The organism is Pseudomonas sp. FG98, from assembly GCF_057808595.1.
Genome location: NZ_JBMDIJ010000083.1, coordinates 1 through 25,822 on the forward strand (window position 1 = coordinate 1; position 25,822 = coordinate 25,822).

General features: G+C 62.2%; 23 protein-coding genes, 1 tRNA gene and 1 riboswitch. Of the genes, 5 read left to right on the forward strand and 19 right to left on the reverse strand.

The features are described from left to right. Nucleotides 1-162: 162 nt before the first annotated feature. From ACODSK_RS27690 to alaS, 4 genes are all read right to left on the reverse strand, one after another. Nucleotides 163-253, reverse strand: a tRNA-Ser gene (locus tag ACODSK_RS27690). A gap of 72 nt (nucleotides 254-325) precedes the next feature. Further along, the gene (csrA, locus tag ACODSK_RS27695) at nucleotides 326-514 is read right to left on the reverse strand and encodes a carbon storage regulator CsrA (protein ID WP_003175645.1); all 189 of its coding nucleotides are present in this window, start codon (nucleotides 512-514) and stop codon (nucleotides 326-328) included. A gap of 169 nt (nucleotides 515-683) precedes the next feature. After that, nucleotides 684-1,919 (reverse strand): aspartate kinase, encoded by a 1,236-nt coding sequence (locus tag ACODSK_RS27700; protein ID WP_489020623.1) that lies wholly within the window; start codon nucleotides 1,917-1,919, stop codon nucleotides 684-686. A gap of 86 nt (nucleotides 1,920-2,005) precedes the next feature. Further along, entirely contained in the window at nucleotides 2,006-4,630 is a 2,625-nt protein-coding gene (gene alaS / locus ACODSK_RS27705) for an alanine--tRNA ligase (protein ID WP_489020625.1), read from the reverse strand. 227 nt (nucleotides 4,631-4,857) lie between these two features. Further along, a riboswitch (FMN riboswitch) is annotated at nucleotides 4,858-5,011 on the forward strand. A 95-nt stretch (nucleotides 5,012-5,106) separates the two neighbouring features. On the opposite strand from alaS, the gene ACODSK_RS27710 reads away from it, so the two are divergent. Then, nucleotides 5,107-5,613 carry a 6,7-dimethyl-8-ribityllumazine synthase gene (locus tag ACODSK_RS27710; protein ID WP_489020627.1) on the forward strand — a complete coding sequence of 169 codons (507 nt, stop codon included), beginning with the start codon at nucleotides 5,107-5,109 and terminating at the stop codon, nucleotides 5,611-5,613. Nucleotides 5,614-5,750: 137 nt separating this feature from the next. Here the strand turns inward: ACODSK_RS27710 and astE are convergent, their stop codons facing one another. The 13 genes from astE to acs all read right to left on the reverse strand — a co-directional run bounded on the left by astE (nucleotide 5,751) and on the right by acs (nucleotide 20,513). Continuing rightward, nucleotides 5,751-6,761: a succinylglutamate desuccinylase gene (gene astE, locus ACODSK_RS27715; RefSeq protein ID WP_489020629.1), complete on the reverse strand. Its 1,011-nt coding sequence runs from the start codon at nucleotides 6,759-6,761 to the stop codon at nucleotides 5,751-5,753. A gap of 12 nt (nucleotides 6,762-6,773) precedes the next feature. Beyond that, nucleotides 6,774-7,064 carry a topoisomerase II gene (locus ACODSK_RS27720; protein WP_075802756.1) on the reverse strand — a complete coding sequence of 97 codons (291 nt, stop codon included), beginning with the start codon at nucleotides 7,062-7,064 and terminating at the stop codon, nucleotides 6,774-6,776. A gap of 14 nt (nucleotides 7,065-7,078) precedes the next feature. Continuing rightward, entirely contained in the window at nucleotides 7,079-8,428 is a 1,350-nt protein-coding gene (astB, locus tag ACODSK_RS27725) for an N-succinylarginine dihydrolase (RefSeq protein ID WP_489020631.1), read from the reverse strand. A gap of 25 nt (nucleotides 8,429-8,453) precedes the next feature. Continuing rightward, on the reverse strand, nucleotides 8,454-9,917 hold the full coding sequence (gene astD / locus ACODSK_RS27730) for a succinylglutamate-semialdehyde dehydrogenase (RefSeq protein WP_489020633.1): 1,464 nt from the start codon (nucleotides 9,915-9,917) through the stop codon (nucleotides 8,454-8,456). Beyond that, nucleotides 9,914-10,942: an arginine N-succinyltransferase gene (astA, locus tag ACODSK_RS27735; protein WP_489020634.1), complete on the reverse strand. Its 1,029-nt coding sequence runs from the start codon at nucleotides 10,940-10,942 to the stop codon at nucleotides 9,914-9,916. Before astA ends, astD begins: the two co-directional genes overlap by 4 nt. A gap of 75 nt (nucleotides 10,943-11,017) precedes the next feature. After that, nucleotides 11,018-12,037 carry an arginine/ornithine succinyltransferase subunit alpha gene (aruF, locus tag ACODSK_RS27740; protein ID WP_489020636.1) on the reverse strand — a complete coding sequence of 340 codons (1,020 nt, stop codon included), beginning with the start codon at nucleotides 12,035-12,037 and terminating at the stop codon, nucleotides 11,018-11,020. A gap of 134 nt (nucleotides 12,038-12,171) precedes the next feature. Then, on the reverse strand, nucleotides 12,172-13,392 hold the full coding sequence (locus ACODSK_RS27745) for an aspartate aminotransferase family protein (protein WP_489020638.1): 1,221 nt from the start codon (nucleotides 13,390-13,392) through the stop codon (nucleotides 12,172-12,174). Nucleotides 13,393-13,761: 369 nt separating this feature from the next. After that, nucleotides 13,762-14,742, reverse strand: a complete 981-nt coding sequence (gene argR, locus ACODSK_RS27750) for a transcriptional regulator ArgR (protein WP_489020640.1) — start codon at nucleotides 14,740-14,742, stop codon at nucleotides 13,762-13,764. Between the two features lie 135 nt (nucleotides 14,743-14,877). After that, a complete protein-coding gene (locus ACODSK_RS27755) occupies nucleotides 14,878-15,642 on the reverse strand; it encodes an ABC transporter ATP-binding protein (protein ID WP_489020642.1) in 765 nt (254 codons plus the stop codon). Between the two features lie 58 nt (nucleotides 15,643-15,700). Beyond that, nucleotides 15,701-16,399 carry an ABC transporter permease gene (locus ACODSK_RS27760; RefSeq protein ID WP_489020644.1) on the reverse strand — a complete coding sequence of 233 codons (699 nt, stop codon included), beginning with the start codon at nucleotides 16,397-16,399 and terminating at the stop codon, nucleotides 15,701-15,703. Beyond that, complete coding sequence (locus ACODSK_RS27765; RefSeq protein WP_489020646.1) at nucleotides 16,396-17,085, reverse strand: ABC transporter permease; 690 nt, start codon at nucleotides 17,083-17,085, stop codon at nucleotides 16,396-16,398. The genes ACODSK_RS27760 and ACODSK_RS27765 overlap by 4 nt, the downstream gene beginning before the upstream one ends. Before the next feature lie 88 nt (nucleotides 17,086-17,173). Beyond that, nucleotides 17,174-17,959, reverse strand: coding sequence for an ABC transporter substrate-binding protein (locus ACODSK_RS27770; RefSeq protein WP_489020648.1), 786 nt, complete (start codon nucleotides 17,957-17,959; stop codon nucleotides 17,174-17,176). 598 nt (nucleotides 17,960-18,557) lie between these two features. Then, a complete protein-coding gene (acs, locus tag ACODSK_RS27775; RefSeq protein ID WP_489020649.1) occupies nucleotides 18,558-20,513 on the reverse strand; it encodes an acetate--CoA ligase in 1,956 nt (651 codons plus the stop codon). A gap of 393 nt (nucleotides 20,514-20,906) precedes the next feature. On the opposite strand from acs, the gene ACODSK_RS27780 reads away from it, so the two are divergent. Then, nucleotides 20,907-21,167 carry a DUF2790 domain-containing protein gene (locus ACODSK_RS27780; RefSeq protein WP_042124467.1) on the forward strand — a complete coding sequence of 87 codons (261 nt, stop codon included), beginning with the start codon at nucleotides 20,907-20,909 and terminating at the stop codon, nucleotides 21,165-21,167. Between the two features lie 99 nt (nucleotides 21,168-21,266). On the opposite strand, the gene ACODSK_RS27785 is transcribed toward ACODSK_RS27780, so the two are convergent. Then, the gene (locus ACODSK_RS27785; protein ID WP_489020651.1) at nucleotides 21,267-22,826 is read right to left on the reverse strand and encodes a sigma-54-dependent transcriptional regulator; all 1,560 of its coding nucleotides are present in this window, start codon (nucleotides 22,824-22,826) and stop codon (nucleotides 21,267-21,269) included. A 274-nt stretch (nucleotides 22,827-23,100) separates the two neighbouring features. Here ACODSK_RS27785 and phhA point away from each other — a divergent pair, with 274 nt between their 5' ends. Genes phhA through ACODSK_RS27800 form a run of 3 tightly spaced genes read left to right on the forward strand, consistent with a single transcriptional unit; the run spans nucleotide 23,101 to nucleotide 25,481 of the window. Beyond that, nucleotides 23,101-23,886 (forward strand): phenylalanine 4-monooxygenase, encoded by a 786-nt coding sequence (gene phhA, locus ACODSK_RS27790; RefSeq protein ID WP_489020653.1) that lies wholly within the window; start codon nucleotides 23,101-23,103, stop codon nucleotides 23,884-23,886. Nucleotides 23,887-23,931: 45 nt separating this feature from the next. Beyond that, nucleotides 23,932-24,288: a 4a-hydroxytetrahydrobiopterin dehydratase gene (locus tag ACODSK_RS27795; protein WP_489020655.1), complete on the forward strand. Its 357-nt coding sequence runs from the start codon at nucleotides 23,932-23,934 to the stop codon at nucleotides 24,286-24,288. Beyond that, on the forward strand, nucleotides 24,288-25,481 hold the full coding sequence (locus tag ACODSK_RS27800) for an amino acid aminotransferase (RefSeq protein WP_489020657.1): 1,194 nt from the start codon (nucleotides 24,288-24,290) through the stop codon (nucleotides 25,479-25,481). Before ACODSK_RS27795 ends, ACODSK_RS27800 begins: the two co-directional genes overlap by 1 nt. 105 nt (nucleotides 25,482-25,586) lie before the next feature. Here the strand turns inward: ACODSK_RS27800 and ACODSK_RS27805 are convergent. Beyond that, the coding region (locus ACODSK_RS27805) for a transposase (RefSeq protein WP_489020659.1) at nucleotides 25,587-25,822 on the reverse strand (236 nt) is incomplete at its 5' end.

Sequence of the window (25,822 nt, forward strand, 5' to 3'; positions counted from 1 at the left end):
CCTGTGACCGCTCGGTTCGTAGCCGAGTACTCTATCCAGCTGAGCTACGAGTGCATTTGAAGCCGCGCATTATAGTTCGCTAAATCGTTTTGGCAACCACTTTTTCGTTTATTTTCAACTACTTAGTGATTCATGCCAGATTACAGCGCCCTACATGAATAATGGCGGAGAAGGGGGGATTCGAACCCCCGATACCCTTGTGAGGTATACTCCCTTAGCAGGGGAGCGCCTTCGGCCACTCGGCCACCTCTCCGCAACACGGGGCGTATAATAACCAGAGCCTTCCCCGTTTGCAAACTCTTTTTTGAAAAAAAAACGAGAAAAATTAAAGGCTTGGTTCTTCGTCCTTCTCTTTCTTGATCCGCAGGTAGATTTCCTCGCGGTGCACAGCCACTTCCTTCGGCGCATTCACGCCAATGCGCACCTGGTTTCCTTTGACGCCGAGCACGGTCACGGTGATTTCGCCATCGCCAATAATCAGGCTTTCGGCACACCGACGAGTCAGAATCAGCATACGTTACTCCTCACGGGATTCAGTTCAGGGACAACAGTCTGTAGGTAAAGCGGGCTTCGGGATGCAACCAGGACGGTTGCCGGCCTCTGCCTGGGTATCGACCAGCGCGCGTCGCGCACCGGTACAAATAAAGAGGGGCGCGGCCTGGCCGCGCCCCTGGGGACAACGCTTACTCGCCCTGGCGGGCCGGAGCGTCCAGCTCGAAGGCGGTATGCAGAGCGCGTACAGCCAGTTCCAGGTACTTCTCTTCGATGACCACCGAGACCTTGATCTCGGACGTGGAGATCATCTGGATGTTGATGCTCTCCTTGGCCAGGGCTTCGAACATGCGGCTGGCAACGCCCGCATGGGAGCGCATGCCGACACCGACGATCGAGACCTTGGCGATCTTGGTGTCGCCGATCACTTCACGAGCACCGATCTGGCTGGCAGTGGCTTCCAGCACCTGCTGCGCCTTGGCGTAGTCGTTGCGGTGCACGGTGAAGGTGAAGTCGGTGGTGTTATCGTGCGAAACGTTCTGCACGATCATGTCGACTTCGATGTTCGCGGCGCTGATCGGGCCGAGGATCTTGAAAGCCACGCCCGGAGTATCCGGTACGCCACGGATGGTCAGCTTGGCTTCATCGCGGTTGAAGGCGATGCCGGAAATGATCGGCTGTTCCATGGATTCCTCTTCATCAATGGTAATGAGGGTACCCGGACCCTCCTGGAAGCTGTGCAGCACGCGCAGCGGAACGTTGTACTTGCCGGCGAACTCGACGGCACGGATCTGCAATACCTTGGAACCGAGGCTGGCCATTTCCAGCATCTCTTCGAAGGTGATCTTGTCCAGGCGCTGGGCCTGGGACACCACGCGCGGATCGGTGGTGTAGACGCCATCCACATCAGTGTAGATCTGGCATTCGTCGGCCTTCAGCGCCGCCGCCAGGGCCACGCCGGTGGTGTCGGAGCCGCCACGACCGAGGGTGGTGATGTTGCCTTGCTCGTCGACGCCCTGGAAACCCGCGACCACGACCACACGGCCGGCCTTGAGGTCGCCACGGATCTTCTGGTCGTCGATTTGCAGGATGCGCGCCTTGTTGTGCGCGCTGTCGGTGAGAATCCGCACCTGGTTACCGGTGTAGGACACCGCCGGAATGCCGCGCTTCATCAGTGCCATGGCGAGCAAGGCGATGGTCACCTGCTCACCGGTGGACACGATCACGTCCAGTTCACGCGGAACCGGCTGATCGCTGATCTGCTTGGCAAGGTCGATCAGGCGGTTGGTTTCACCGCTCATCGCCGACAGTACAACCACCAGGTCATCGCCAGCTTCGCGGAATTTCTTGACCTTTTCGGCAACCTGCTCGATTCGCTCGATTGTGCCGACCGAGGTGCCGCCAAATTTCTGTACGATCAACGCCATTTCAAAGCCGCCTCAGCCCGTGAAGGGCACCCAATAAACAAACACAACGCCGACGGCCCGCCACTAGACGACGGGCCGCCGGCGCCTCAGACACCCTGCTCTGCGAATGGCACGGCCAGGGCCAATGCGCCGTCCAGCGCAGCGGCGTCCACGCCACCGCCTTGCGCCATGTCCGGACGACCGCCACCCTTGCCACCCACCGCCGCAGCGGCTTGCTTCATCAAATCCCCGGCTTTGAGTTGGCCGGTAAGGTCCTTGGTCACGCCGGCGACCAGTACGACCTTCTCTTCGTGGACACTGCCGAGCAGGATCACTGCGCGGCCGAGCTTGTTCTTCAATTGATCGACCAGGGCCAGCAAGGCCTTGCCGTCCTGACCGTCGAGACGCGCGGCCAGTACCTTGACGCCCTTGACGTCGACCGCGCTGTTGGCGAGATCGTCACCGGCGGCGCTGGCGGCCTTGGCCTGCAGTTGCTCCAGCTGTTTTTCCAGCTGGCGGTTGCGTTCGAGCACCGCCGACAGCTTGTCGATCAGGTTGTCGCGGCTGCCCTTGACCAGTTGCGCGGCTTCCTTGAGCTGCTCTTCGGCACCGTTCAGGTAGGCCAGTGCAGCAGCACCGGTGACCGCTTCGATACGACGCACACCGGAAGCCACGCCGCCTTCGCTGACAATCTTGAACACCGCGATATCACCGGTGCGCTTGGCATGGATACCGCCACACAGCTCGACGGAGAAATCGCCGCCCATGCTCAGGACCCGCACGCTGTCGCCGTACTTCTCGCCGAACAGGGCCATGGCGCCTTTCTGCTTGGCGGTTTCGATATCGGTCTCTTCGGTCTGGACTTCGGAGTTCTTGCGCACTTCGCGGTTGACGATCTCTTCCAGTTGCTTGATCTGCTCTGGCTTGACCGCTTCCGGATGGCTGAAGTCGAAACGCAGGCGCTGGCTGTTCACCAGCGAGCCTTTCTGTTGCACGTGCTCACCCAGGACCTCACGCAGCGCAGCGTGCAGCAGGTGGGTGGCGGAGTGGTTCAGCGAGGTGGCGTGCTGCACGTCGGCATCGACCTTGGCCTCGACCTGAGCGCCTACGCTCAGGCTGCCGCTGGCGATCACACCATGGTGCAGGAAGGCACCGCCGGTCTTGGTAGTGTCGCGCACGTCGAAGCGCACGGCACCGGCCTGCAGATAGCCGGTATCGCCAATCTGGCCACCGGATTCGGCGTAGAACGGCGTGCGATCGAGGATGACCACACCCTCCTCGCCTTCAGCCAGTTGCTCGACGGACTGGCCGTCCTTGTACAGGGCGACGATCTTTGCGTTGCCTTCAGTGGCGGTGTAGCCGAGGAACTCGGTGTCGACGTCGACCTTGACCAGGCTGTTGTAGTCCAGGCCGAAGGCGCTGGCGGAGCGGGCGCGCTCACGCTGGGCTTCCATTTCGCGCTCGAAGCCGGCTTCGTCGATGCTCAGCTCGCGCTCGCGAGCGATGTCGGCGGTCAGGTCCATCGGGAAGCCGTAGGTGTCGTACAGCTTGAACACCACTTCGCCCGGAATGACGTTGCCCTTGAGGTCGGCCAGGTCCTGCTCGAGGATCTTCAGGCCCTGCTCCAGGGTCTTGGCGAACTGCTCTTCCTCGGTCTTCAGCACGCGCTCGATGTGCGCCTGCTGCGACTTCAGCTCAGGGAAGGCTTCGCCCATCTCGGCCACCAGCGCGGCGACGATCTGGTAGAAGAAGCTGCCCTTGGCGCCGAGCTTGTTGCCGTGACGGCAAGCGCGACGAACGATGCGGCGCAGCACGTAGCCACGGCCTTCGTTGGACGGCACCACGCCATCGGCGATCAGGAAGCCGCAGGAACGGATGTGGTCGGCCACCACTTTCAGCGAAGGCTGGCCTTCGTCGGTGCAACCGATGGCCTTGGCCGAAGCGGCCAGCAGGCTCTGGAACAGGTCGATCTCGTAGTTCGAGTGAACATGCTGCAGGACCGCACTGATGCGCTCCAGGCCCATGCCGGTGTCCACCGAAGGTGCCGGCAGCGGGTGCAGGACGCCGTCCGCGGTACGGTTGAACTGCATGAAGACGTTGTTCCAGATCTCGATGTAGCGGTCGCCGTCTTCTTCAGGCGAGCCGGGCGGGCCGCCCCAGATGTCGGCGCCGTGATCGTAGAAGATCTCGGTGCAGGGACCGCACGGGCCGGTATCGCCCATGGTCCAGAAGTTGTCGGAAGCGTACGGCGCTCCCTTGTTGTCGCCGATGCGGACCATGCGCTCGGCCGGCACGCCGACTTCCTTGGTCCAGATGTCGTAGGCTTCGTCGTCGCTGGCGTAGACGGTGACCCAGAGCTTTTCCTTCGGCAGGTTCAGCCACTTGTCCGAAGTCAGGAAGGTCCAGGCGAAGGTGATGGCGTCGCGCTTGAAGTAGTCACCGAAGCTGAAGTTGCCCAGCATTTCGAAGAAGGTGTGGTGACGCGCGGTGTAGCCGACGTTCTCCAGGTCGTTGTGCTTGCCGCCGGCACGCACGCATTTCTGGCTGCTGACGGCGCGGGTGTAGGCGCGCTTTTCCTGGCCGAGGAAGCAGTCCTTGAACTGGTTCATCCCGGCGTTGGTGAACAGCAGGGTCGGGTCGTTGCCCGGAATCAGGGAGCTGGAGGCGACTCGGGTGTGTCCCTGCTCTTCGAAGAATCGAAGGAAGGCTTCACGGATTTCTGCGCTTTTCATAGGTTCTTCCACGGAAACGGCGGCCTGAGGCAAATGTGCGCGTCAAATGACGAAAACGACGGCAAAGGGCCGCATTATAGCCAGCCTGAGTGCCAGTTGTAGTGGGTTTATACGCTGCAAACCGCCATTCACGGATGAAAAGAAGGTTAATCGGGGCGATTTGCTTAGCAGGCTATGCTTTCCATTGGAAACTGTGATAAAAAAAGCCCCGCCATCACCCATGATGGCAACGTTCTCAGGGCGGGGTGCAATTCCCCACCGGCGGTAATTGCGCACCCTGCGCATAGCCCGCGAGCGCTTGCAGATCAAAGTCTGCAAGGTCAGCAGACCCGGTGTGATTCCGGGGCCGACGGTCACAGTCCGGATAAAGAGAGAACGGGATAGGCACCCTCGTGTCCGTTCGTCCGCATTTTCGCGAACGACCATCCCTTTCGATCCAGATGCCCTGTTTTTCATACAAACAGGAGTCCGTTTCAATGCAAGCAACCCCAATCGACAGCAAAGCCCACGGCAACGAGCGTATCGCCTTCGTCCAGGCTTGCTGGCACAAGGATATTGTCGATCAGAGCCGCAAGGGTTTCGTCGAGCAGATGGCCCAGCATGGCTATCAGGCCGGCGATATCGACTTCTATGAAGTCGGCGGTGCCTTCGAAATTCCCCTGCATGCCAAGCTGCTGGCCCGCAGCGGCCGCTACAGCGCGATCGTCGCCGCCGGCCTGGTGGTGGATGGCGGGCTGTATCGCCACGAGTTCGTCGCCCAATCGGTGATCAGCGGGCTGATGCAGGTCCAGCTGGAAACCGAAGTACCAGTGTTCTCGGTGGTACTGACCCCGCACCACTTCCATGCCGGTGACGAACACCAGAAGTTCTTCTTCGAACATTTCGTGTTGAAGGGGCAGGAAGCGGCGAATACCTGTGCCGATACCCTGCTGAAACTGCGAGCGTTGCGCCGCAGTGAAGTGCCGCAGAAACTGGCGGTATAAATGAAGAAGGCCGCGGTGAGAACCGCGGCCTTTTTTTGTTGCCCTGTTCCGGCCCTATCGCTGGCAAGCCAGCTCCCACAGGATTCTGCGTCGCCGCGGACATTGTGGGAGCTGGCTTGCCAGCGATGAGGCCAGTATTACTGGCCCAAGCCTTCAGTTGATGCCGGAACGATCAGGATCCCCGCCCGCAGCCCATTCTTCACCTTGGGATTGGGGAAGATGATCCTCGCCCCCTCCTCTTCCACAATCCAGCGCGTCTCGGCCAGGTCCTCGGCCAGCAGATAGCCCTTGGACAATTCCGAGAAGTTCTCGATATCCGCCGGCAGGTGCAGGTGGAAGCTGTCGCTGTGCTTGATGATCTCCCGTGAGACGCTGAACAGCTTCAGGCCATCCAGCCCGTCCACCTGCTCCGGCTCGCTGCCTTCGATGATCTGGATCAGCCGTGCTTCCAGGCGGTCGAGATTGACCTGCTGGTTCTGCCCGAACGGCCGCGCCTTGCCCAGTTCAAGGGTGAAGGACTCGGCATCCAGTTGCTCGTAGGTATAGGCGGTAAAGGTGATCGAGGTCTTGCTCTGCAGCAGAACCGCTTCCATGCCGGCCGCATGCAAGCGTGCCAGCTCGCGACGGGAATGCTTGCGCCCTTCCTTATAAGGATAGAGGGCGAACTGCTCGATCTTCGAACCACGAATCGCGGTATGCAGGTCGTAGTGCAACCGGGTGCGCCCCGGAACACTGAAGAAGGTCGCCGCCAGATGCTCCAGGTCGCCAGCGCGCAGGGCTTCCGCACCACTGGACAGCTCATGACGGCCATTGAACAGGCGGTTGACGTCCTGCTCGATATACCGCTCACCACGACGGATCGCCTCGGGGTTGCCGAACAGGAACAGAATCCGCGCCCGTGGCTTCACCTCACCCTTGGCGATCCGCCCGAGCAAATCGTCGAGCAGCTCGATGGGCGCGGTTTCATTACCGTGGATGCCGGCCGACAGCAGGACGTCCAGACCATTGTCCTGCGACTCCGGCGGCCGTACTTCCAGCGCTCCCTCGGCCAGCCAGCGCAAACGCGTGCCCTGCACCGTGGTCTGGGTCTTCTCGGCCGGTTCGCGGCCGACCAGGGTCAGATCAAGCAGTTTGCCGAGGGAGAGCATGGGGCGTATTCCTTAGTGATGATGTCCGCAATCGGGACCGTGGACGTGATCGTCATCGTCGCCGGCATCGGCCGGCTCCATTTCCAGTTGCAGGCTGACCAGGTTGGTCGCCAGCGGACGCAGCAGCAGGTTGGCGTACTCGCTATCGCCTTCCTCGACGTCGACACCGATCAGCAACTGACCGCGACCGTCCTGCTGGATCCACACTTCCTTGCCCTGCCAGATCACCGCAAAGCGGCTGGTGGAGGCTTCACGCTGGTTGCCATCTTCGTCTTCAAGGATCAGTTGCAGGGCGTCGGACATGTTCAAGTGCTCTTTCAGGGATTGAGTTGGAAGGGATAGACCGAGCCCAGCTTGAGAATCCGGGTCAGTTCATCCAGAGCCGTACGGCACTCCACCAGCAGTTGCGGATCGGCCAGGTCACGTTCGACGAGGCGGTCACGGTAGTGCTTGTCGACCCATTGGGTCAGGGTGTCGTACAGCGGGGCGGTCATGATAACCCCTGGATTGACCGCCGCCAGCTCAGTTTCATTCAGTGCCACGCGCAGGCGCAGGCAAGCCGGGCCACCGCCGTTCTGCATGCTCTGCTTGAGGTCGAACACTCGCACCTCGGCAATCGCGCCGCCCTGGGCGGTCAGGCCGTTCAGGTAGGCCCAAACCCGCTCGTTGTTGCGGCATTCTTCCGGCACCACCAGCAGCATGGAACCGTCGTCACGGGACAGCAGCTGGCTGTTGAACAGGTAGGAGCGCACCGCATCCTCCACCGTCACCTGGGCACGCGGCACACAGATAGCCTTGAAGTTGCCGCCGCGCCGGGCCAGCTTGTCCTTCAACTCGGCGAGCAAACGCTCGGTCTCGAGGAACGCGTCCTCGTGGTAGAACAGCACCTCGCCGTTACCCACGGCGATCACGTCGTTATGGAACACGCCCTGATCGATCACCGCCGGATTCTGCTGAGCATAGACCACGCCGTCATCACTCAGGCCGTGCAGGCGGGCCACGGCTTGCGAGGCCTCCAGGGTCTGCCGCGCCGGGTATTTCTGTGGTGCCGGGTAGCGAGTATCGAAAGCGCTGCGACCGAAGACGAAGAACTCGACCCCAGGCTCGCCGTAGGCACGGCAGAAGCGGGTGTGGTTGGCTGCACCTTCGTCACCGAACTGGGCCACGGCCGGCAAGGCGGCGTGATGGGCGAAGCGCTGCTGGTCGGCGAACATCGCCCCGAGCACGCGGCTGGTGGTCGGGTGCTCGATGCTGCGGTGGTATTTGCAGTTGAGGTTGGCGGCGGTGAAATGCACGCGGCCGTCGGCAGTGTCGGCGCTCGGGCTGACGGTGGCGGCGTTGGCCACCCACATGCTCGACGCCGAGCAACTGGCGACCAGCAGCGGCATGGCTTCCTTCGCCGCGCGCTGGATGACTTCGGCATCGCTGCCACTGAAGCCGAGGCGGCGCAACGCCGCCACATCCGGGCGCTCCTGCGGTGCCAGCACGCCTTGCTTGAAGCCCATGTCGGCCAGGGCCTTCATCTTGGCCAGGCCCTGACGCGCCGCCTCACGCGGGTTGGAACCCTGCTGGCTGTTGCTCTGCGAAGCCACGTTGCCGTAGGACAGGCCGCCGTAGTTATGGGTCGGTCCGACCAACCCATCAAAATTCACTTCAAACGATTTCATCGGTCAAGGCTCCGTGAACCTGTTGTTATAGGGCGACGCCGGGCGTCAGCGTAGCGGGCAGGACCAGGCTGGCGGTTTCCAGCGAGGCGACCGGGTAGGCGCAATAGTCCGCCGCGTAATAGGCACTGGCGCGGTGATTGCCGCTGGCGCCGACGCCACCGAACGGCGCGCTGCTGGCGGCGCCGGTCAGTTGCTTGTTCCAGTTGACGATGCCGGCACGGCTTTCCAGCCAGAACTGCTGGTAACGCGCATGGGAGTCCGACAACAGGCCGGCGGCGAGGCCGTACTGGGTGTTGTTGGCCTCGGCAATGGCAGCCGGGAAGTCGGCATAGCGGATCACTTGCAGCAAAGGCCCGAAGAATTCTTCGTCCGGGCGATCGGCCACGGCGGAAACATCGAGGATGCCCGGGGTCAGCAGTGCAGCCGTCGCCTCTGGCTGGGTCATTTCCAGCAGGGCGGTCGCGCCATTGGCCAGCAGATTCGCTTGCGCATCCATCAGCGCCCTGGCCGCACCGAGGGACACCACGGAGCCCATGAACGGCGCCGGCTGCTGGTCGAACCTGCCGACCGCAATGTTCTTGCTGACCTCGACCAGGCGGGCCAGCAGGCGATCGCCCCATGCACCCTGCGGCACCAGCAGGCGACGGGCGCAAGTGCAGCGTTGACCGGCGGAGATGAAGGCCGACTGGATGATGGTATAGACGGCGGCATCCAGGTCCTTGACCTCATCCACCACCAGCGGGTTGTTGCCGCCCATTTCCAGGGCCAGGATCTTGTCCGGGCGTCCGGAGAATTGTTGATGCAGCAGGTTGCCGGTACGGCTGGATCCGGTGAAGAACAGTCCGTCGATGCCCGGGTTGGCGGCCAGGGCCACACCTGTTTCCCGGGCGCCCTGCACCAGGTTGAGCACCCCCGCCGGCAGACCGGCGTCGACCCAGCATTTCACCGTCAGCTCGGCGACCTTCGGGGTCAGCTCGCTCGGCTTGAACACCACCGCGTTACCCGCCAGCAGCGCCGGAACGATGTGGCCATTGGGCAGGTGGCCGGGGAAGTTGTAGGGGCCAAACACCGCCACCACGCCATGGGGCTTGTGGCGCAAGACGGCGGTGGCATCGGCCAACGGGCCGCTCTTCTCACCGGTGCGCTCGCGGTAGCTCTGTACCGAGATGGCGACCTTGTTGACCATGCTGGTCACTTCGGTGGCGGCTTCCCACAGCGGCTTGCCGGTTTCCTCGCCGATGCAGCGGGCCAATTCGTCGGCATTGGCCTTCAGTTGTGCGGCAAAGGCTTCCAGCACGGAAATCCGCATGTCCAGCGACTGCCGCGCCCAACCCGGAAACGCCTGGCGCGCAGCGGCAACGGCCTGTTCGACCTGGGCGGCATTGGCGCCCTGCCCTGCCCAGACCACCGCCTGGGTGACCGGGTCAAGGGATCGCAGGGCGTCGCCCTGACCGGCCAGCCATTGGCCAGCGATGTAGTGAGTGGTCATTGGTTGGCCTCCCGGGGAGCGGACAGTGCAACGGCGCGCACCTGGTCGCCGGCGCTCAGGCGCAAGCGCTTGGCGGTCTGCGGATCGACCACCAGGGTGCCGGCGGCCAGACGCGCAGGTGCTGCGGCAATGCGGCAGTCTTCGCGCTTGCGGTTGTGGATGATGAAAGGCGTGGCGTCATCGCCCGGCGTGCCGATCGCCAGCACCAGCGGCTGGCTGTCGCGCACGGCGCGGATCCGCCGGGTTTCGCACTCGATGGCCGGGCCGGCGTCGAAGATGTCGACGTAGCCCTGATAGCTGAAGCCTTCGCTCTTGAGCATGGTCAGCGCCGGCTCGGTATCGCTGTGAACGCGACCGATCACATTGCGCGCCGCCTCGGAGAGAAAGCAGGTATAGAGCGGGAACTTGGGCATCAGCTCGGCAATGAAAGCCTTGTTGCCGACGCCGGTGAGGTAGTCGGCCTGACTGAATTCCATCTTGAAGAAGTGCCGGCCCAGGCTCTCCCAGAACGGCGAGCGACCCTGCTGGTCGGACATGCCGCGCATCTCGGCGATGATCTTGTTGCCGAACAGCTCGGGGAATTCGGCGATGAACAGCATCCGCGCCTTGGACAGCAGACGGCCGTTGAGGCCAGTGCGGCTGTCGGCACGCAGGAACAGCGAGCACAGCTCGGAGTTGCCGGTCAGGTCGTTGGCCAGGAACAGGGTCGGGATTTCCCGATAGATATTCAGCTCCTGGGAGGCGCTGACGGTCAGGCCGACCCGGTAGTTGTACCAGGGCTCGCGCAGGCCGACGGCGCCGGCGATGGCGGAAATGCCGACCACTTCGCCGGCATCGTTCTCCAGCACGAACAGGTAGTCGGCATCGCCACGCTCGGCCTCGCCGCGGAAGGTCTTCTCGGCCCAGCCGACCCGATGGGCCAGGCGGTCCTCGTTGGCCGGCAAGGTGGTCAGGCCGGTGCCGGTGCTGCGCGCCAGCTCGATCAGCGCCGGTAGGTCGCTGCTGCGTACGGGACGAACGATCATGCTATCTCCTCGGGCAGGCGCGCTGTGGGCGCCCGCGAAACTCGGCCGGTGGCTCTCAATACCCAAATCGCACTATCAAACCGCGACCAGGCGCACGCTGGCACCTTCGCCAACGCCTAGCGCCTCGACGGCTTCCTGGCTCAGGTAGACGGGCTTGCCCGGCACCCAGTCCAGTTCCAGCAGTACCGCGCGGTAGTCCTGCAACTGGCCGTTGGTGACCAGGTATTGACGGCCGCCCTTGGTCGGCTGCTCCTGCAGCTTGACCGGTACGACCCGGCTCTGGGCAATCGAACGGATGCCAGACACCCGCGCATGCAGGGTCGGGCCGCCGTCGAAAATATCGATGTAGTGATCGGTCTCGAAGCCTTCGCGCATCAGGATGTCGAAGGTGATCTGCGCCCGCGGATGGACCTGGCCCATGGCCTCCTGGGCCTCGTCCGGCAGCAACGGCACGTAGATCGGGTAATGCGGCATCAGCTCGGCGAGGAAGGTGCGGCTCTTCAGGCCGCACAGGCGCTCGGCCTCGGCATAGTTGAGATCGAAGAAGTTGCGTCCGATCGCGTCCCAGAACGGCGAGTCGCCATTCTCGTCGCTGTAGCCGACGATCTCGGTCACCACCGACTCGGCGAAACGCTCGGGGTGCGAGGCCATGAACAGCAGGCGGCCGCGGGAATTGAGCTCGGCCCAGCCGGTGTTCACCAGTTCCGGCAGCACATAGAAACTGGTCAGCAGGCTGTTGCCGGTAAGGTCATGGCACTGCGACAGGACGTGGATCTTGTTGTGGATCTTCAGCTCGCGGGACGCGTGCACGAAGGTCTCGTTGCGAAAGCTGTAGAACGGCTCGGAGTAGCCGGCCGAAGCGACGATGGCCGAGCAGCCGACCAGCTTGCCGGTGGCGGAGTCCTCGAGGACGAAGAAGTAGCTCTCTTCGCCATTGAAACTGACTTCGGCAGCGAAGGAGGTTTCCGAAGCGGAAATCTTGTCACCCAGGCGACCGGCATCGTCCGGCAGGGACGTGACACCAATGGGACTGTCCGCAGCCAGACGCTGTACTTCATCCAGGTCAGCCATTTGCGCGGGGCGCATCACCAGCATGGTGTCACTCCTTTCGGGTATACGGGCCGACGGCTTCGTCGGCGCAAAAAAAGCGGCGTGCGCACCTTGGGCGCAGGCCACGGAATCGGTTCGCCAGCCGCATCAGCGGCCGGCGAAGGTACAGCGGGGGCGAATCAGGCTTGGGTCAGCTTGGCGGCAGCGCGCTCGAAGCGGTCCAGGCCTTCGTCGATATCGGCATCCTCGACCACCAGGCTCGGGGCGAAACGGACCACGTCCGGACCTGCCTGCAAGACCATCAGGCCTTCCTGCTCGGCGGCGTTGAACACGTCCTTGGCCTTGCCCTTCCAGGCGTCGGTCAGTACGCAGCCGATCAGCAGGCCCATACCGCGGACCTGGCTGAACAGGCCGTACTTCTCGCCAATCTGCTCCAGGCGCGACTTGAAGCGCTGGTGCTTGGCCTTGACGCCGCTCAGCACTTCAGGGGTGTTGACGATATCCAGCACCGCGTTGGCAACAGCACAGGCCAGCGGGTTGCCGCCATAGGTGGTGCCGTGGGTGCCGACGGCCAGGTGCTTGGCCAGTGCGTCGGTGGTCAGGATCGCACCGATCGGGAAACCGCCGCCCAGGCTCTTGGCGCTGGACAGGATGTCCGGGATCACGCCGTAGTGCTGGTAGGCATAGAGGTGACCGGTACGACCGACACCGGTCTGTACTTCGTCGAAGATCAGCAGGGCGTTGTACTGGTCGCACAGGGCGCGGGCGCCTTCCAGGTAGGCCTGGTCAGCCGGCACCACACCGCTCTCGCCCTGGATCGGCTCGATCACCACGGCGCAGGTCTTGTCGGAAATCTGCGCTTTCAGTGCTTCCAGGTCGTTGTACGGCACATGGCTGATGCCTGTGATCTTCGGACCGAAGCCGTCGGAATACTTCGGCTGGCCGCCAACGCTCACGGTGAACAGGGTGCGGCCGTGGAAGCTGTTGACGGTGGCGATGATCTCGTGTTTTTCCGGGCCGAAGCGGTCGTGGGCGACACGGCGGGCCAGCTTGAACGCGGCCTCGTTGGCCTCGGCGCCGGAGTTGCAGAAGAACGCACGGTCGGCGAAGGTCGCGTCGACCAGCTTGCGCGCCAGCTGCAGGGCCGGCTCGTTGGTGAAGACGTTGGACACATGCCACAGCTTGTTGGCCTGTTCGGTCAGCGCGCTGACCAATGCCGGATGGGCATGCCCCAGCACGTTAACGGCGATGCCGCCGGCGAAATCGATCAGCTCACGGCCCGACTGGTCCCAGACTCGGGAACCGGCGCCGCGCACGGGAATGAAGGCGGCTGGCGCATAGTTGGGAACCATTACCTGGTCGAAATCGGCGCGTTGCACCGGAACTTGCTCAACGGACATCGGAGTCTCCTGAAGAGGAACGCCTGCCTGGAACTGGCGAGCGATGGGGGGATTGTAAGGAGAGATGAACACTTGGCCTTGTCGCCAAGCGACAACTTCTTATAGCGCCAAACCCTGTTTTTCCAAGGCTTTCGGCAATGCGACATATAGCTTCGCAAAGGCGCAGTTTAAACGGTGCGGGGGGCTGGCGGGGAGTGGCTGGAAGGCGGGAAAGGCAGGAAATTCAAGGTGTTCGATGATTGGTGGGGTGTCTGCTGGTTTTTCGGTGAGTCTGAGGACCTCATCGCCGGCAATGCCGGCTCCCACAAGGTACTGCGGTGCTCGCTTTCCCTGTAGGAGCCGGCGTTGCCGGCGATGAGGCCCTGAAGGTCACCCGCGCTCGGCAGGCACCGAGGAGAGCTCGAAAGGCGAACTGCTACGCCGCTGATTGCGATCTTCCCGCGGCGTGGCACCAAAGAAGTTGCGATAGGCACTGGAGAAATGCGGCCCCGAAGAGAAGCCACAGGACAGACCGATCTGGATGATCGACTTGCTGGTCTGCATCAGCATCTGCCGTGCCTTGTTCAGGCGCAGCTCCAGGTAGTACTGGCTCGGCACGCGATTGAGGTACTGCTTGAAGATCCGCTCAAGCTGCCGGCGCGACACACAGACATGCTGGGCGATTTCGTCGGTGGTCAGCGGCTCTTCGATATTGGCTTCCATCAGCAGCACAGCCTGGGTCAGCTTCGGATGACTCGAACCCAGGCGGTTCTGCAACGGAATGCGCTGGCGCTCACCACCCTCGCGGATACGCTCGACCACCAGTTCCTCGGACACCGCCCCGGCCAGCTCGGCACCGTGATCCCGGGCCAGCACCGCCAGCAGCAGGTCCACCACCGACATGCCGCCGCAGGCGGTCAGGCGATCGCGATCCCAGTCGAACAGATGACTGGTGGCGATGACCTTGGGGAAACGCTCGGCAAAATCGTCCTGCCAGCGCCAGTGCACGGCGGCGCGATAGCCATCCAGCAAGCCCAGTTGCGCCAGCGGATAGACCCCTGCCGACAGACCACCGACCACGCAACCGGAACGCACCAGTTGCTTGAGCGCAGCACCCAACGCAGCCCCCACCGCCAGCGGCGGCTCATCGGCGAGCAGGAACAGTTTCTGGCAATTGTCCAGGCGCCCGGTCCACGGCTCGCCCGGCAGACGCCAGTCGCCCTCGGTCGGCGGCTCGGCCTGGAGGAAGGCCAACTCGTAGGTCACGTCCGGGTGGACCTTCTGCGCCACTCGCAACACCTCTTCCGCCAGCGCCAGGGTCAGGGCCTTGGTGCTGGGCCAGATGAGAAAACCGATTCGCTGGGTGGTCATGGGGTTGGGTCCGAAACCTGAAGTGAGTCTGATGCCCGTCAGGATAGACGGGGGAAAGCTTGCCCGGCACACGCTGCGCGGGTGGCGCAGCATGACCTACTTTGGTGCAAAGCGGCAGTCAGAAAAATCCGCAGTTTATTTCAGGCTGCCCGACAGGAACTGCTGCAAACGCTCCGATTGAGGGCTGACCAGCACTTCGCGCGGATTGCCGCTCTCCTCCACCAGCCCTTTGTGCAGGAACACCAACTGGTTGGAAACCTCGCGGGCAAAGCCCATTTCGTGAGTCACCACCACCATGGTCCGGCCTTCCTGGGCCAGCGACTGCATGACCTTCAACACGTCGCCCACCAGCTCTGGGTCGAGGGCCGAGGTCGGCTCGTCGAACAGCATCACTTCCGGCTCCATCGCCAGAGCGCGAGCGATCGCCACGCGCTGCTGCTCGCCGCCGGACATATGCCCCGGGTAAGCGTCCTTGCGATGGGCGACGCCGACCTTGGCCAGGTAATGCTCGGCCTTTTCCAGGGCTTCCTTCTTGCTTACGCCGAGCACGTGCACCGGCGCTTCGATGATGTTTTCCAGGGCGGTCATGTGCGACCACAGGTTGAAATGCTGGAACACCATCGACAGCCGCGAACGCATGCGCTGCAACTGCTTGGGATCGGCGGCCTTGAGCGCGCCGTCCTTGTTCGGTACCAGCTTCAGCTCTTCGTTGTTGAGCAGGATCTTGCCGGCATGAGGCTGCTCCAGCAGGTTGATGCAGCGCAGGAAGGTACTTTTGCCCGAACCGCTGGAGCCGATGATGCTGATCACGTCGCCGGCCTTGGCGGCCAGGGAGACGCCCTTGAGCACTTCATGGCTGCCGTAGCGTTTATGCAGGTCCTGGATTTCTAGTTTGTACATGCTGTCGGTTCTCACAAAGCCTTCGGGCGTGGACACGCGAATGAATTAGCCGCGGGCATCAGCCCTTGCGCGGCGCCAGGTAGCCGAGCCAGCGGCGTTCGGCAAGCTTGAACAGGCGGACCAGGATGAAGGTCAGGCACAGGTAGAACACGCCGGCGGTGATGTAGGCCTCGAACGGCAGGTAGTACTGGGCATTGACGGTCCGCGCGGCACCGGTGATGTCGATCAGGGTCACGATGGAGGCCAGGCTGGTGGTCTGCAGCATCATGATCACTTCGTTGCTGTACTGCGGCAGCGCCCGGCGCAGGGCCGACGGCAGGAGGATGCGGCGGTACATCTTGTAGCGCGACATACCCACCGCCTTGGCCGCCTCGATCTCGCCATGGGGCGTGGCCTTGAGGCTGCCGGCGATGATTTCCGCGGTATAGGCACTGGTGTTGATGGCAAAGGCCAGGCAGGCACAGAAGGTCGCGCTGGACAGCCATGGCCAGAGGAAGCTCTCGCGGACGGCTTCGAACTGGGCCAGCCCGTAGTAGATCAGGAACAGCTGCACCAGCATCGGCGTACCGCGGATGACGTAGGTGTAGAGCCAGGCGGCGCCGTTGACCAGCGGCTGCTTCGAGACCCGCATCAGACCCAGCGGGATCGCCGTGAGCAGGCCGAAGAACAGCGAGATCGCCAGCAGCTTGAGGGTGGTCAGCAGCCCGCCCAGGTACAGCGGCAAGGCTTCCCAGATGACGTTGTAGTCGAAAATCATAGTTCAGCCGCCTTTACGCCAACCGAGTAGCGCTTTTCCAGGTAACGCAGGGCCAGCAGCGAGACGCTGGTGATCACCAGGTACAACGCGGCTACCGCCAGGTAGAAGGTGAACGGCTCGCGGGTGGCGTCGGCCGCCTGCTTGGCCTTGAACATCATGTCCTGCAGACCCACCACCGAAATCAGTGCGGTGGCCTTGGTCAGTACCAGCCAGTTGTTGGTGAAGCCGGGAATCGCCAGGCGGATCATCTGCGGCACCAGCACGCGGAAGAACACCTGCAGGCTGCTCATGCCGTAGGCCATCCCGGCCTCGGCCTGGCCTTTCGGGATGGCCATGAAGGCGCCACGGAAGGTTTCCGACAGGTAGGCACCGAAGATGAAGCCCAGGGTGCCGATACCCGCGACCAGCGGATTGAGATCGATGTACTCGTCGTGACCGAGCAGCGGCGCGACACGGTTGAGGATGTCCTGACCGCCGTAGAAGATCAGCAGGATCAGAACCAGATCGGGAATGCCGCGGATCACCGTGGCATACAGATCGCCCAGCCAGGCCAGCCAGCGCACCGGCGACAGGCGCAGGGCCACGCCGATCAGGCCGAGCACGATGGCCAGGGCCATGGACGACAAGGCGAGCTGTAGCGTCAGCCACACTCCATCGAGGATGACTGCCCCGTAGCCTTTCAACATGATGAGGTCCTCGACCTTAGGGATGAAAAAATGGTGCAAGCCTCAGCGCTTCTGCTGCTTGCACCATTGAGCGGTGGAACGACGGCGCTTACTGGGCGTCAGGGCCGTAGATATCGAAGTTGAAGTACTTGTCCTGGATTTCCTTGTACTTGCCGCTGGCACGGATGCCATCGATGGCGGCGTTGATGCGCTCCAGGTTTTCCTTGTCGCCCTTGCGCACGGCGATGCCGATGCCGTCGCCGAAGTACTTGGCGTCGGTGAAGGCCGGACCTGTGAAAGCGTAGCCCTTGCCGGCGTCGGTCTTCAGGAAACCGTCTTCCAGCAGGGTAGCATCGGCCACGGTGCCATCCAGGCGGCCGGCGGTAATATCCAGGTAGATTTCGTTCTGGGTGCCGTAAGGAACGACGGTGGCGCCTTTCGGAGCCAGGACTTCCTTGGCGAAGCGGTCATGGATCGAACCGCGCTGTACGCCGATCTTCTTGCCTTGCAGCTCGGTCAGGCCTTCGCTGATCACGGTACCTTCCTTCATCACCAGGCGAGCCGGGGTCAGGTAGTAGCGCTTGGTGAAGTCCACCGACTTCTTGCGGTCTTCGGTGATCGACATGGACGACAGGATGGCGTCGATCTTGCGCACTTTCAGCGCCGGGATCAGGCCGTCGAACTCCTGCTCGACCCAGGTGCACTTGACCTTCATCTGCTCGCACAGGGCATTGCCGATGTCGTAGTCGAAGCCGACGATGCTGCCGTCCGGTGCTTTCGAGGCGAAGGGTGGGTAGGCGGCTTCGATGCCGATACGCAGCGGTTTTTCGTCAGCCACGGACACCAGGGAAAACACGGACAGCGCCAGCGCGCCAAGCAATGCGAGTTTCTTCATCTGGGAACTCCAATCGGTAAAGGGCAATGCCAGGCAGTACGACTGCCCACTATGCGAATGAGTACAACGCAGAGCTGCGCGGGACCGGACCACAGGTCAGGTGTCACGAGCAAGTGATCGGCATTTTAACGACAGCTCGAAAGCCGATATTTCTTCAAAGCGACAAGTAGTTACAGAAGCCTTTGAAGAGCGGCCGGGAGATATTGACAGTTTCGGAGGAATATGCAAAAGCGAAAAACAAATAACCTATGAACAAAGCAATAACCGGGCCCATTATTGGCAAACCCTTGTATCACGGCAAGTCCAGCCGTTTGGGTGTGGGAAATTTCATCTTCCGACGCACCACGCTTGAGCGAATCCGTTTCGTTACGCCCCATTTTTGTACGCAAGCGGCGACGGAAAGGTTACCGATGAAAGTCGAAGTAACAAAAAACCCAAGGCCCTGTGAGCAGATCGCTTACAGGGCCTTGGGTTGATTTCCTTCATCTGTGTTGGTGCTGATGGCCTATCGCTGGCATCGCGTGCACCGCTAAACCTGTGGGAGCTGGCTTGCCAGCGAAGAGGCCATCAGCAACACAGCCAACTCTGGCTCAGTGCGTCAAGCCACGTTCATGGTCTTGTGCGTCTCCACCAGATGCGCCACCACACTCGGGTCGGCCAGGGTCGAGATATCGCCCAGCGCGTCGTACTCGGCGGTAGCGATCTTGCGCAGGATGCGCCGCATGATCTTGCCCGAGCGGGTCTTCGGCAGGCCAGGCGCCCACTGAATGACATCCGGCGAGGCGATCGGACCGATCTCCTTGCGCACCCAGTTCTTCAGTTCGATACGCAGCGCTTCGCTCGGCTCCTCGCCACCGTTGAGGGTGACGTAGACGTAGATGCCCTGCCCCTTGATGTCGTGCGGCACGCCAACCACCGCGGCCTCGGCGACTTTCGGGTGGGCGACCATGGCGCTTTCGATCTCGGCGGTACCCATGCGGTGCCCGGAAACGTTAAGCACGTCGTCCACGCGACCGGTGATCCAGTAGTAGCCGTCCTCGTCGCGACGAGCGCCGTCACCGGTGAAGTACATGCCGCGGAAGGTCTTGAAGTAGGTATCGACGAAGCGATCGTGGTCGCCGTACAGCGAACGCGCCTGACCCGGCCAGGAGTCGAGGATCACCAGGTTGCCCTCGGCAGCACCTTCGATCAGGTTGCCCAGGTTGTCCACCAGGGCCGGTACTACGCCGAAGAACGGACGGGTCGCGGAACCCGGCTTCAGCGCCGTGGCACCTGGCAGCGGGCTGATCAGGATGCCGCCGGTCTCGGTCTGCCACCAGGTGTCGACGATCGGGCAACGCTCCTTGCCGACGGTCTGGTGGTACCAGTTCCAGGCTTCGGGGTTGATCGGCTCACCGACAGAGCCCAGCAGGCGCAGACTGGAGCCATCGGCACCGGCCACGGCGGCCTGACCTTCGGCCATCATGGCGCGGATCGCGGTTGGCGCGGTGTAGAGGACGTTGACCTTGTGCTTGTCGACGATCTTCGACACACGGGTGATATCCGGATAGTTCGGCACGCCTTCGAACAGCAGGGTGGTCGCACCGTTGGCCAGCGGGCCGTAGACGATGTAGCTATGACCGGTGACCCAACCGACGTCGGCGGTGCACCAGTAGATTTCACCCGGGCGGTAGTCGAACACCCGCTCGTGGGTCATCGCCGCGTAGACCAGGTAGCCGGCGGTGGTGTGCAGCACGCCCTTCGGCTTGCCGGTGGAGCCGGAGGTGTAAAGGATGAACAGCGCTTCCTCGGCGCCCATTTCCTTCGGCGCGCAAACGCTGCCGGCCACTTTCATCAGGTCTTCGTACCAGATGTCGCGGTGCTGGTTCCACTTGATGTCGGCACCGGTGCGCTTGCACACGATGACTTTCTGGATGCTGCTGGTTTCCGGGTTGGTCAGGGCATCGTCGACGTTGGCCTTCAACGGCGTACGGCGACCGCCACGCAGACCTTCGTCGGCAGTGATCACCACCTTGGACTTGCAGTCGATGATGCGACCGGCCAGAGCTTCCGGAGAGAAGCCGCCAAACACCACGGAGTGGATCGCACCGATGCGGGCACAGGCCAGCATGGCGACCACGGCTTCAGGGATCATCGGCATGTAGATGGTGACCACGTCACCACGGTGCACGTCCTGGCCACGCAGGGCGTTGGCGAACTTGCACACCTGCTCGTGCAGTTCGCGGTAGGTGATGTTGCGGTGTTCGGAAGGATCGTCGCCTTCCCAGATGATTGCGACCTGGTCGCCGCGCTCTTCCAGATGACGGTCAAGGCAGTTGTAGGAAACGTTCAGGGTGCCATCGGCGAACCACTTGATATCGACGTGGTGGTCGTCGAAGGAGGTCTGCTTGACCTTGGTGAAGGGCTTGATCCAGTCGAGGCGCTGGGCCTGCTCACGCCAGAAGCCGTCCGGGTTGATCACCGACTTCTGATACATGGCCTTGTAAGTGGCCTCATCGGTCAGGGTATTCGCCGCAACCTCGGGACGAACGGGGTACAGGGAAGCCGCACTCATCTTTGTTACCTCGGTGTAATAGTTGTTTTTGTATGACCTCGTTTTAACTGTACCAGAGCCGTCCGGGCCATTCGACGTTGGTAGTAACGCCATGGTCTTTTCGCCAGCCCCGTCGAAAAAACCGCTCTGGAACGAGCGTTCCGCATCCACCGACAAAAAATGCCAGGCGATTGTTACGAAATCTGCCAACAGTGTTTATCAAAACCTCGACTGTTTCAGTTTGATGGCACCCCCTAAAATTCACCTCGCCAGCAACGGCAACGAGATTAACTTCAGGTTACAGCCCCCACGAAGGCATGTTAATCCCGGGATAACTTTCCGCTTTTACTTTGCTGCAACGTAGCGCCACAAGCGCTACGCCCCCTTATTCGACCTAGAACAGGTGATTTGAAGATGAAAGCTTTACTGGTTTTGGTACTCGGTAGTGTTTGCGGCGTGGCCATGGCCGACGATCTGGCAAATAACGGCGCCGAGCAGATTCCGGTTGAACAGTACAGTTACTCGCAGCATCTGGATATCGCCAAAGTCATTTCCATGAGCGAGATCCCGAACGTTTGCGAAGTGGTTCCAGCGCGTATGACCTATGAGGACTCCCAGGGTCAGAAGCACATCCTCGAATACCGAGTCATGGGTAACGGCTGCTCCAACGGCTAACTTCCCCTCCGTGGCGAGTGCGCCTCTTTAATTAAAAGAGGCGCCACGCCCGAAATAATACTCCCTTAATAAACCCTGTTGCCGAATGCAACTTTCCGGTTATTCGGCCGACTTGCCAATTGCATAATCACGCAACTTGTTGGCAATCGTCGTATGGGAAACCCCCAGGCGTTTGCCCAATGCCCGACTGGTGGGATATTCGCCCTGCAGGGCTTCAAGTACCGCCTTCTCGAAGCGTCCGACAATCTGCGCCAGATCGCCATCCAGGGAGAACTCACCCAGGGGCTGGCGTGCGCCGTAATCCGGCAAGCGAATATGCTCGGCCTTGACCACGCCGCCATCACACAGCGATACCGCCTGGAACAGCACGTTCTCCAGTTGCCGCACATTGCCCGGCCAGTGGTACTGGCTCAGCCGCTCCAGCGCCGCCGGCGCCAGGCGCGGTAGCGGGCAGCCGATCTGGCGGCTGGCCTGGTCGAGGAAGTGGTCGACCAGCGGCGAAAGACCGTCGAGGCATTCGCGCAGCGGTGGGATATGCAGGGACAGCACGTTCAGGCGGTGATACAGGTCCTGACGGAATTCGCCGCGGGCGCAGAGCTCGGACAGGTCCACCTGGGTCGCGCAGATCACCCGCACATCCAGGTAAACCTCCTCGTCGCTTCCGACCCGGCGGAAGCAGCCATCCTGCAAGAAGCGCAGCAGCTTCACCTGCAAACGCGGACTCATCTCATCGACGCCATCGAGAAACAGCGTGCCCCCGGCGGTCAGCTCCAGCAGGCCCAGCTTGCCCTCGGCCCGCGCCCCCTCGAAGGCCCCCGGCCCGTAGCCGAACAGCTCGGTCTCGGCCATGGATTCCGGCAGGCCGGCACAGTTGAGGGCCATCAGCGGCGCCTGCCCGCGCGGACTGGCCAGGTGACAGGCGCGCGCCAGCAGCTCCTTGCCGGTGCCGGTCTCGCCCTCAATCAGCAGCGGCGCATCCAGCGGCGCCATGCGCCGCGCTTCGCGGACCACGGCGGCCATCACCCGTGAGCTCTGGAAAATGCTGTCGAAACCGCGCAGCTCCTGCTTGCGCACGTTGTAAATACGCTCGCCGATACGGTCGGCACGGTGCAGGGTCAACACCGCGCCAGCCAGGGCCTCGCTGTCGTCGTGCTCGGATTGCAACGGGGCGATATCGGCAAGGAACACGTCGTTCCTAATCTTCACCCGCAGGCCGTTGATCCGCGCCTTGTTGGCCCGCACCAGTTCCGGCAGGTCGAAATCCTCGGCGTAGCGCGACAGCGGAATCCCCGGCACTTCGTCGACCCGTACCCCGAGCAACTGTGCCGCAGCACGGTTGGCGGCGACGATCGAGCCGCCCATATCGATGGACAGCACCGGGAAGTCCAGGGCACCGAGCAGGGCATTGAGCTCCATATGCCGGCGTTCGCTGGGCATCAAGCCGACCCGCTTGACCCCGAACACCCCGGTGATCGCCTCGAACTTGGGGCGCAGCGCCTGGAATTGCAGGTTGATCAGGTTCGGACAGTGCAGGTAGATCGCGTTGCCGTGCTCGCCACCCACCTCACCGCGGGCGACGTTGATGCCGTACTCGACGAGCAGGTTGAGGATGTCCCGCAGAATGCCGATGCGGTTCTGGCAGTGCACTTTGATGCGCATGAAAAAGTCTCGCGAAGCGACAAGGACGGCGATTTTTCTGAAGGACCGCCGGAAAATTTGTAAATAATACGTTACAAAAATCGGCATTCCCAGCACTTCACCAAGCCGCATTTGCGCTATCCGGCCGTTCCCGTAAAGCCTGCGTTACAAAAAACACACCCTCAGCCCCCAGCGGGCGTCGCTCACCAGGCTGCAAATCCCTCGGCGGAGGACTATTTCTAAGGGCATGGCGCAAGCCGCACACAACAATAAAAGCCCTCAGCAGGAGAGCAGCATGAAACAGACGCAGTACGTGGCCCGTGAGCCCGATGCGCAGGGTTTTATCGATTACCCGCCGCAGGAACATGCGGTGTGGAACACCCTGATCACTCGTCAGTTGAACGTGATCGAGGGTCGCGCGTGCCAGGAATACCTGGACGGCATCGAACAGCTCAACCTGCCCCACGACCGCATTCCGCAGCTCTCGGAAGTCAACGCGGTGCTGGGCGCCACCACCGGCTGGCAAGTCGCCCGGGTACCGGCGCTGATCCCCTTCCAGACCTTTTTCGAACTGCTCGCCAGCAAGCGCTTTCCAGTGGCTACCTTCATTCGTACGGAAGAAGAGCTGGATTACCTGCAGGAACCGGACATCTTTCACGAAATCTTCGGGCACTGCCCACTGCTGACCAACCCCTGGTTCGCCGAATTCACCCACACCTACGGCAAGCTCGGCCTGGCCGCGACCAAGGAACAGCGCGTGTACCTGGCGCGCCTGTACTGGATGACCATCGAGTTCGGCCTGATCGATACCCCGCAAGGCCGGCGCATCTACGGCGGCGGCATCCTGTCCTCGCCGAAGGAGACCGTCTACAGTCTTTCCGACGAGCCGGAACATCAGCCGTTCGACCCGCTGGAAGCCATGCGCACGCCGTATCGCATCGACATCCTGCAGCCGGTGTACTTCACCCTGCCGAACCTGAAACGCCTGTTCGACCTGGCCCACGAAGACATCATGGGCATGGTCCAGCACGCCATGCAGCTCGGCCTGCACGCACCCAAGTTTCCACCCAAGGCGGCCTGAGCCGCCCTGCACTCCTATAACAATCCATCTGGAAAGCCATTACCTATGAACGCCTTGTCCCAAGCCCACTGCGAAGCCTGCCGCGCCGATGCGCCGAAAGTCAGCGACGAAGAACTGCCGGAACTGATCCGCATGATTCCGGACTGGAACATCGAAGTCCGCGACGGAATCATGCAACTGGAGAAGATCTACCTGTTCAAGAACTTCAAGCACGCCCTGGCCTTCACCAACGCCGTAGGCGAGGTCTCCGAAGCCGAAGGCCATCACCCGGGCCTGCTGACCGAATGGGGCAAGGTCACCGTGACCTGGTGGAGCCACTCGATCAAAGGCCTGCACCGCAACGACTTCATCATGGCAGCACGCACCGACGAAGTGGCCAAGACCGCCGAAGGGCGCAAGTGATGCACTTCCAGGCCATCACCCGGGTGCCGGGTGATCCCATCCTCGGCCTGATGGAGGCCTACGCCAAGGACACCAACCCCGCCAAGTTCGACCTGGGTGTCGGCGTGTTCAAGGACGCCCAGGGCCTGACGCCGGTCCCCCGCGCGGTCAAGGAAGCCGAACGCCGCCTGGTGGAACGCCAGGCCAGCAAGAGCTACGTCGGTGGCCATGGCGATCCGGCCTTCGGTCGACTGCTCAGTGAGTTGGTGCTGGGCGCGGACTCGTCGCTGCTGCGCGAACATCGCGCCGGGGCAACCCAGACCCCTGGCGGCACCGGCGCCCTGCGCCTGGCCGCCGAGTTCATCCAGCGCTGCCTGCCGGGCCGTGGAATCTGGCTGAGCAATCCGACCTGGCCGATCCACGAAACCATCTTCGGTGGTGTCGGGCTCAAGGTCGGTCACTACCCCTACGTCGGCGCGGACAACCGCCTCGATGTGGCGGGCATGCTCGCTGCACTGGAGGCGGCGCCCGAGGGCGATATCGTCCTGCTGCACGCCTGCTGTCACAACCCGACCGGTTTCGACCTGTCGCGGGACGACTGGGGCAAGGTGCTGGAGGTCGTGCGGCGGCGCTCGCTGCTGCCGTTGATCGACTTCGCCTACCAAGGCTTCGGCGACGGCCTGGAAGAAGACGCCTGGGCAGTACGCCTGTTTGCCAGCGAATTGCCCGAGCTGCTGATCACCAGCTCCTGCTCGAAGAACTTCGGCCTGTACCGCGAACGCACCGGCGCCCTGCTGGTGTGCAGCCATGACCCGGAAAAGTTGCTGGATGTACGCAGCCAGCTGGCATTCATCGCCCGTAATCTGTGGTCGACGCCGCCGGATCATGGCGCGGCAGTGGTGGCGGAGATCCTGGGTGATCCCGAGCTGAAAGGCCTGTGGATCAGCGAGGTCGAGGAAATGCGCCAGCGCATCGCACGGCTGCGCAGCGGGCTGGTGGAGGCCCTGGTGCCCCATGGATTGGGTGAGCGGTTCGCGCATATCGCCCGGCAGCGCGGGATGTTCTCCTATACCGGGCTGTCGCCGCAGCAGGTGGCGGCGCTACGCGAGCGGCATAGCGTCTATATGGTCGGGACCGGGCGGGCGAATGTCGCAGGTGCCGATGAACAGCGGCTGGATGTCCTGGCTGCGGCGATTGCCGACGTTTGTCACTGAATTTGCTCTGTTGCTACTGGCCTCATCGCTGCATGGGTATCTACACAACTCAATCAGGCGTAACACAGACCCTGTGGGAGATTCTATGGTTTTGGCCAAGCATTTTTAGGCTGTTTTCGGTTGGTACTCGTCTCCGCTTTTTAGCAAGGCGAATACCACCCGAGCCAGCTTGCGGGCCAACATAACCAAGGCTTGAGTCGTTGAGTATTTGCCGTCACGCCGAGTCTGGTAATAGGACTTCCACCTCGGTGAACGACTGGCCGACATTGCTGCGTTATGCAGCAGACGTCGTACTTCTGAGTCGCCTCTCTTCGTCAGCTTTGCCTGGCCTTTCTTCTGCC